Genomic DNA, 6,353 nt, shown 5'->3' with positions numbered 1-6,353 from the left:
GGTTGCCGGCCAGCGGCCGGCACTACCAGGAATCGGGCCTTACCCCAGATCCCCCAACCGTGCCTGCAACGCTGCAATCGCGGCCAGGCCGGCCGTTTCCGTGCGCAGAATGCGCGGCCCCAGCTGCAGGCCCTGGAAGCCCGAGGCCGCCAGTTGATCACGGTCGCGTGGCGACCACCCACCTTCCGGGCCGATCGCGATCACGATGCCGCCTGCCGGAGCGGCCGCCAGCGTCGACAAGCGATGTGTGCCCAGCGGATCCAGGGTCAACCGCAGCGTATCCACCGGCAGTGCCGCTGCCGCCTGCGCCAGCGACAGCGGTGATCCCACGTGCGGAATGCGCGCGCGCCCGGACTGGCCGCAGGCCGAGGTCACCACATTGTTCCAGTGCGCCACGCGCTTCTCCGCCCGTGCTGCATCCAACTTCACCTCGGTGCGCTCGGCGTTGACCGGAATGATCGCCGCCACGCCCAGTTCGGTGGCTTTCTGCAGGATCAGGTCCATCTTCTCGCCACGGGCGATGCCCTGCAGCAGGGTGATCGCCAGCGGCGATTCGGTGTCGATGGCCTGCACGGCGTCGATGCGCACCTGCACTTCGCGCTTGCCGGCCACGGTCAGCGTGGCGCTGTAGTCATGGCCGTCGCCGTTGAAAAGCACACAGGTATCGCCCTCGCGCAGGCGCATCACCCGTACCAGGTGGTTGGCGGTCTCTTCCGGCAGGGTCACGGTCTGGCCGCTGTGCAGCGCCAGGTCGATGGGGCAGCGGGTCACGCGCATGCAATCGCCTCGTCAATCGCCGCCAGCGTGGTATGTGCCAGCAGCTCCAGTTGTTCGTCATCCACGCAGTAGGGTGGCATCCAGTACAGCACGTCGCCCAGCGGACGCAGTACCACACCGTGCTTCAGCGCGGCCTTGTAGGCGTGCAGGCCCAGCCGCATGGCCGGGTCGAACGGGGTGCGCTTGTTGCCATCGCGCGACAGCTCGAACGCCACCACCATGCCGGCCTGGCGCACGTCGGCCACGTGCGGATGGTCGCTGAACGGTGCGGCCAGCGTGCCCATCACCGAGGCGATGCCGCGGTTGCGCGCGATCACATCGTCGTCGCGGAAGATGTCCAGCGTCGCCAGCGCGGCCGCGCAGGCCAGCGGGTTGCCGGTGTAGCTGTGCGAATGCAGGAAGGCGCGCTCGCGCGAGTCGTCGAGGAACGCGTCGTACAGGGCCTGCGTGGCCAGTACCGCGGCAAGCGGCAGGAAGCCGCCGGTCAGGCCTTTCGAGAGGCACATCAGGTCCGGCATCACCCCGGCCTGCTCGCAGGCGAACAGGGTGCCGGTGCGGCCGAAACCGGTGGCGATCTCGTCGGCGATCATGAATGCACCGTGCGCATCACACAGTTCGCGAACCCGCTGCAGGTACACCGGATCGTGCATGCGCATGCCGCCCGCGCACTGCAGGCGTGGCTCCAGGATCACCGCACAGATCTCGCCCGGATGCTGGTCGAACAGTGTGGCCAGGCCATCGGCGGCCTGGCGCGCGCGATCGGCGGCGCTCTGGCCGGGCTCGGCCAGGTAAGCGTCGGGCGAGGGCGCGAACAGCCCTTCGGCCAGCAGCGGCGCATAGACGCGGCGATACAGCGGGATGTCACCCAGCGCCAGCGCGCCCAGGGTCTCGCCGTGGTAGCCGTTCTCCAGTGCGATGAACCGCGTGCGCCGCGGCTCGCCACGGTTCTGGAAATACTGGAAGGCCATCTTCAGCGCCACTTCCACGCCGGCGGAGCCGTTGTCAGCGTAGAACACCTTGGCCAGCGGTTCGCGGCCAGGCTGGCGCGGGGCCAGCGCCAGCAGGCGTTCGGCCAGGGTGATGGCTGGCTCATGACCGAAGCCGGCCAGCATCACCTGTTCCAGCTGCGTGGCCTGGGCGGCGATGGCACCACCGATGCGCGGTTCGGCATGACCGAACAGGTTGGTCCACCAGCTGCTGACCGCGTCCAGGTAGCGGTTGCCGTCGTGGTCGAACAACCAGGCGCCCTGGCCGCGTGCGATCGGGACCAGTGGCAGGGTGTGCGGATGCTCGCGCATCTGCGTGCACGGGTGCCACAGCACCTTGAGGTCGCGTTGCCGCCAGTGCTCGACCAGCGGGGAGGGGGTTGGGTCTGCTAGCATTTCGGGCTCATGAACATGTTGCTGCCTGCACATTCTATCGGCCCCGGCGCAGGCGCCGGCCGCCGCGGAGATTCCGCATGAACGATGACCGTGCCGGCCGTCGCTTGCCGATCATCCATCGGATCACCGATGAGGAGAACGGTCCCTTCCAGCGCCAGCACCTGGACCTGGAGTTCTCCAACGGCGAACGCCGCCGCTTCGAGCGGCTGGTCAGCCGGGGGCATGGCGCGGTGGTGGTGGTGCCGATGCTCGACGACGAAACCGTGCTGCTGGTACGTGAATACGCCGCCGGCATGCACCGCTACGAACTGGGCCTGGTCAAGGGCCGGATCGATGCCGGCGAGACCCCCGAGCAGGCCGCCGACCGCGAACTGAAGGAAGAGGCCGGTTACGGCGCGCGCCGGGTGGATGTGCTGCGCGCGATGACCCTGGCCCCGACCTACATGAGCCACCAGTCGTGGCTGGTGGTGGCGCGCGACCTGTACCCGGAAAAGCTGGCCGGCGACGAGCCGGAAGAGCTGGAAGTCGTCCCGTGGAAGCTGGCCGAGCTGGACCAGCTGATGCTGCGCGAGGACTTCTCCGAGGGACGCTCGCTGGCAGCGCTGTTCATCGCCCGCCAGTGGCTGCAGGGAACGCGATGATCAAACTGACCACGGACCTGCGCGAGACCGCCATCGCCATTGCCCAGGAAGCCGGACAGGCCATCATGCAGGTCTATGCCGACGGCTTCGACGTGCAGATCAAGGATGACAACAGTCCGGTCACCGCAGCCGACCTGGCCGCCAACCAGGTGATCGAGCAGGGCCTGCAGCAGCTGACCCCGGATCTGCCGATCCTGTCCGAGGAATCGGCGCAGGTCCCCTGGGAACAGCGCCGCCACTGGGGCGCCTACTGGCTGGTCGATCCGCTCGATGGCACCCGTGAGTTCGTCAAGCGCAACGGCGAGTTCAGCGTCAACATCGCGCTGATCTACCAGGGCGCACCGGCCTTCGGCGTGGTGCTGGCCCCGGTGACCGGCATCGTCTGGCATGCCATGCGCGGGGAGCTGGCCTATCGCCGGCAGGGCCTGCACGACACCGTGCTGCGCACCCGCACGCCGGCCACCGCACCGCTGCGGGTTGCCGCCAGCCGCTCGCACCGCTCACCGGAAACCGAGGCGCTGCTGGCGCGCATGGGCCGCATCGAGACCATCGCGCAGGGCTCGTCGCTGAAATTCTGCCGGATCGCCGAAGGTGGCCTGGATGTCTATCCTCGTCTGGGCCCGACCTCCGAATGGGATACCGCCGCCGGCCAGTGCGTACTGCACGCCGCCGGCGGTGCGGTACTGTCGGCAGCGACCGGCAAGCCGTTCCGCTACAACCGCCGCGAGACCCTGTTGAACGGTGATTTCATTGCCCTTGGTGACACCAGCCTGCCGTGGCGCGACTGGTTATCCGACTGACCCTGGAGGCCGCATGAGCGCGCATGACACCCCCATCGCCGGCAGTGCAGCCAGCAACGAACTGGAACGCCTGCTGGCGATCATGGCGCGCCTGCGCGATCCGCAGGGCGGCTGCCCCTGGGACCTGGAACAGAACTTCGCGACCATCGCGCCGTACACCATTGAGGAAGCCTACGAGGTGGCCGATGCGATCGACCGTGGCGACCTCGATGATCTCTGCGATGAGCTGGGCGACCTGCTGCTGCAGGTGGTGTTCCATGCACGCATGGCCGAGGAGCAGGGCGCCTTTGCCTTCGCCGAGGTCGCACGCGCGATCAGCGACAAGATGCAGCGCCGCCACCCGCACGTGTTCGCCGATGTCAGCGTCGATGACGCCGACGGGGTGACGCGTAACTGGGATGCGATCAAGCGTGCCGAGCGTGCCGCCAAGGGCGAGCAGGACACCTCCGCATTGGCCGGCATCTCGCGTGGCCTGCCCGAATGGCAGCGAGCGGTGAAGCTGCAGTCGCGCGCGGCCAAGGTCGGTTTCGACTGGCCGGGCCCGTTGCCGGTGCTGGACAAGGCGGCGGAGGAACTGCAGGAGCTGCGCGAGGAGTTCGAGCGCGGCGATATTGCCGGCAACAAAGCGCGCCTGCAGGAAGAGCTGGGCGACCTGCTGTTCGTCTGCGCCAACCTGGCACGCCACGCCGATATCGATCTGGGTGCGGCGCTGCGCGGGGCCAACCACAAGTTCGAACGCCGCTTCCGTGCGATGGAAGCGCAGGCTGACGCCCAGGGTGGAGCGCTGGCGTCGATGGACCTGGATGCGCAGGAAGCACTGTGGCAGCACGCCAAGGCGGCGGAGAAGGCGTGAAGACGCTCGCGCTGTTCCTGCTGACCGCGCTGGCCGAAATTGTCGGCTGCTACCTGCCGTGGTTGTGGCTGCGCAAGGGCGGCAGCGTGTGGCTGCTGCTGCCGGCTGCCGCCAGCCTGGCCCTGTTCGCCTGGCTGCTGACCCTGCACCCGACCGCCAGTGGCCGGGTCTATGCGGCCTACGGTGGTGTCTACATCGGCACCGCGCTGTTCTGGCTGTGGCTGGTCGATGGCATCCGCCCCAGCCGCTGGGACCTGTTCGGCGCAGCCCTGTGCCTGGCCGGCATGGCGGTGATCATGTTCGGGCCGCGCACGCCCCCGGTGTAGCGTCGAGCCATGCTCGACGGCTTCCGCTTTTGTAGCGTCGAGCCAGGCTCGACGGCTTCCGCTCTTATGTAGCGTCGAGCCATGCTCGACTGCAACTGGGAGGGCCAGTCGAGCATGGCTCGCCTCTACAAAGGCAGCGCCACCGGATCATGCACTGCCTTGTCAGAATCGGCCACGCCGTCCAGGCCGCTTTCCCTCCCAGGAAGGCGCATGATGGCGGTGACCACGGCCCCCGGAGCACGCACATGCCCCGCTTCGCCAACTTCCGCGAGTTCTATCCGTTCTATCTCAGCGAGCACCGCCACCCGGTATCGCGCCGGCTGCACTTCGTCGGCAGCTGCGGCGTGCTGCTGCTGGTCGTTGCAGCGATCCTGCGCGGGCAGCCGGTGCTGTTGCTGGCCGCCCTGTTCTGCGGTTACAGCTTCGCCTGGGTCGGCCATTTCTTCTTCGAGAAGAACCGCCCGGCCACCTTCCAGCACCCGCTGTACTCGTTCATGGGCGACTGGGTGATGTTCGCCGACATCCTGCGCGGGCGCGTGCCCTGGTAGCTCCGCTGTGAATGTGGCCTTCACGCGCTATGCTGGGGCCTGGACGTCATAGATAAGGAAAGCAAGATGTTCCCGACCATGTTCTTTACCGTGGTACTGGCCTTCGTGGCCGTGGTGATCCTGTTCAAGGCAGTACGGATGGTGCCCCAGGGCTACGAGTGGACCGTCGAGCGCTTCGGGCGCTACACGCACACCATGACCCCCGGCCTGCATTTCCTGATCCCGATCGTGTACGGGGTGGGGCGCAAGGTGAACATGATGGAGCAGGTGCTGGACGTGCCCAGCCAGGAAGTGATCACCAAGGACAACGCCGCCGTGCGCGTGGACGGCGTGGTGTTCTTCCAGGTACTGGATGCCGCCAAGGCCGCCTATGAGGTGGCCAACCTGGAAGTGGCGATGATCGCCCTGGTGCAGACCAACATCCGTACCGTGATCGGTTCGATGGATCTGGATGAATCGCTCAGCCAGCGCGAGGTGATCAATGCCCAGCTGCTGAGCGTGGTCGACCATGCCACCAATCCCTGGGGCGTGAAGGTCAACCGCATCGAGATCCGTGACATCCAGCCGCCGCGCGATCTGCTGGATGCGATGGCGCGGCAGATGAAGGCCGAGCGCGAAAAGCGCGCGCAGATCCTCGAGGCAGAGGGTTCACGGCAGTCGGAGATCCTGCGCGCCGATGGCGAGAAGCAGGCCACCGTGCTGGAGGCCGAAGGCCGCCGCGAAGCCGCGTTCCGCGATGCCGAGGCGCGCGAGCGCCTGGCCGAGGCCGAAGCGATGGCGACCAAGGTGGTGTCGGCGGCGATTGCCGAGGGCGACGTGCAGGCGATCAACTACTTTGTTGCGCAGAAGTACGTGGAAGCGTTCAAGGAGCTGGCCAGTTCGCCGAACCAGAAGCTGGTGCTGATGCCGATGGAGGCCAGTGGCGTGATCGGTTCGATCGCGGGCGTGGCCGAACTGGCGAAGCAGGCGCTGGCCAGCCAGGACAACAAGGCCGCCGGCAAGCGGCCGCCGCCGCTCGGAGGCTGA

8 protein-coding genes are annotated in these 6,353 nt (G+C 67.5%); 6 read left to right on the top strand and 2 right to left on the bottom strand.

Annotated elements, in window-relative coordinates; all coding sequences use genetic code 11:
- Nucleotides 1-39: 39 nt before the first annotated feature.
- Both ACMZ91_RS13055 and bioA read right to left on the bottom strand, forming a co-directional pair.
- Nucleotides 40-777, bottom strand: a complete 738-nt coding sequence (locus ACMZ91_RS13055) for a 16S rRNA (uracil(1498)-N(3))-methyltransferase (protein WP_414577052.1) — start codon at nucleotides 775-777, stop codon at nucleotides 40-42.
- The gene (bioA, locus tag ACMZ91_RS13050) at nucleotides 768-2,159 is read right to left on the bottom strand and encodes an adenosylmethionine--8-amino-7-oxononanoate transaminase (RefSeq protein ID WP_414577054.1); all 1,392 of its coding nucleotides are present in this window, start codon (nucleotides 2,157-2,159) and stop codon (nucleotides 768-770) included. Before bioA ends, ACMZ91_RS13055 begins: the two co-directional genes overlap by 10 nt.
- Nucleotides 2,160-2,236: 77 nt before the next feature.
- On the opposite strand from bioA, the gene nudE reads away from it, so the two are divergent.
- The 6 genes from nudE (at nucleotide 2,237) to ACMZ91_RS13020 (ending at nucleotide 6,353) form a co-directional block, all read left to right on the top strand.
- On the top strand, nucleotides 2,237-2,800 hold the full coding sequence (gene nudE / locus ACMZ91_RS13045; protein WP_005418435.1) for an ADP compounds hydrolase NudE: 564 nt from the start codon (nucleotides 2,237-2,239) through the stop codon (nucleotides 2,798-2,800).
- Nucleotides 2,797-3,600, top strand: coding sequence for a 3'(2'),5'-bisphosphate nucleotidase CysQ (cysQ, locus tag ACMZ91_RS13040; RefSeq protein WP_032130106.1), 804 nt, complete (start codon nucleotides 2,797-2,799; stop codon nucleotides 3,598-3,600). The genes nudE and cysQ overlap by 4 nt, the downstream gene beginning before the upstream one ends.
- Nucleotides 3,601-3,613: 13 nt before the next feature.
- Entirely contained in the window at nucleotides 3,614-4,453 is an 840-nt protein-coding gene (gene mazG, locus ACMZ91_RS13035) for a nucleoside triphosphate pyrophosphohydrolase (protein WP_049422149.1), read from the top strand.
- A complete protein-coding gene (locus tag ACMZ91_RS13030) occupies nucleotides 4,450-4,779 on the top strand; it encodes a YnfA family protein (protein WP_032130110.1) in 330 nt (109 codons plus the stop codon). The genes mazG and ACMZ91_RS13030 overlap by 4 nt, the downstream gene beginning before the upstream one ends.
- A 245-nt stretch (nucleotides 4,780-5,024) precedes the next feature.
- A complete protein-coding gene (locus ACMZ91_RS13025) occupies nucleotides 5,025-5,327 on the top strand; it encodes an Mpo1-like protein (protein WP_049463548.1) in 303 nt (100 codons plus the stop codon).
- Nucleotides 5,328-5,393: 66 nt separating this feature from the next.
- Entirely contained in the window at nucleotides 5,394-6,353 is a 960-nt protein-coding gene (locus ACMZ91_RS13020; RefSeq protein ID WP_005410704.1) for an SPFH domain-containing protein, read from the top strand.

This window comes from Stenotrophomonas sp. FR024, from assembly GCF_047500745.2.
Taxonomy (GTDB): Bacteria; Pseudomonadota; Gammaproteobacteria; order Xanthomonadales; family Xanthomonadaceae; genus Stenotrophomonas; species Stenotrophomonas maltophilia_A.
This window is presented reverse-complemented; position numbering and strand designations above follow the sequence as displayed.